We start from the raw sequence: 904 nt of genomic DNA on the forward strand, positions 1-904 counted from the left end.
CAAAGCGCACAAGCCAAACACCGTGCTGCTGGACAACGCCCTGGCGACCATGGGCGCCGGCCTGCCATCGGCAATGGCTGCGCACCTGGTGCACCCGGACCGCCCGGTAATCTCGGTGTGCGGCGACGGCGGCTTCATGATGAACAGCCAGGAACTGGAGACTGCAGTACGTCTGGGCATGCACATCACCGTGGTGATCCTGCGTGACGACGGCTACGGCATGATCCGCTGGAAGCAGGCCAACATGGGCTTCACCGATTTCGGCCTGGACTACGGCAACCCGGACTTCGTCAAGTATGCCGAAGCCTACGGCGCCAACGGCCACCGCGTGGAAAGCGCCGAAGGCCTGCTGCCGCTGCTGGAGCACTGCATCAAGACCCCAGGTGTGCACGTGATCGACTGCCCGGTCGATTACAGCGAGAACGACCGCATCCTCAACAGCGAGCTGCGTGAGCGCGCGCTGGCGGTGTAAACCCTGACGACCTTATCGCTGTAAGCCGGCACCCACAGGTATCTCAGATCCTGTAGGTGCCGGCGGGTGGTAGTTAGCAACCACTTCACGCCTGTTGCAATTGATCATTCTCAGGTTCTCTACTCATGGAGAACCCGAGAACATGACTATTGGTTCAACACACAACCATCCTGCCGATCTGGCCATCGACCCATTACTGCCCACGCAGCCGTGGGCAGCGCGTTTCCCTAATCCCCCGGATCTCTGCTTCGACTACCGCCGTCTTATCGAACAAGAGGGAGGCGTCGCACGTGCCACACAACCCGATCACCGCATTTGCATCGTCGGTGCCGGAGTTACCGGGCTGACTGCTGCCCGCGAGTTATTGCGCTGTGGTTTCAACCGTATCACCTTGATTGAGCAGTCCCGGCGTGTAGGCGGGCGACACCTGAC

Annotated in this window: 2 protein-coding genes; both read left to right on the forward strand. The window is 60.8% G+C overall.

Translation table 11 applies throughout. The features are described from left to right. The coding region (locus ACK59Z_RS25820) for a thiamine pyrophosphate-dependent enzyme (RefSeq protein ID WP_404649001.1) at positions 1 to 472 on the forward strand (472 nt) is incomplete at its 5' end. A 142-nt stretch (positions 473 to 614) separates the two neighbouring features. Then, the coding region (locus ACK59Z_RS25825) for an FAD-dependent oxidoreductase (protein WP_409293991.1) at positions 615 to 904 on the forward strand (290 nt) is incomplete at its 3' end.

Source organism: Pseudomonas sp. KCJK9058 (assembly GCF_046230975.1).
In the GTDB taxonomy this organism is placed as follows: domain Bacteria; phylum Pseudomonadota; class Gammaproteobacteria; order Pseudomonadales; family Pseudomonadaceae; genus Aquipseudomonas; species Aquipseudomonas alloputida.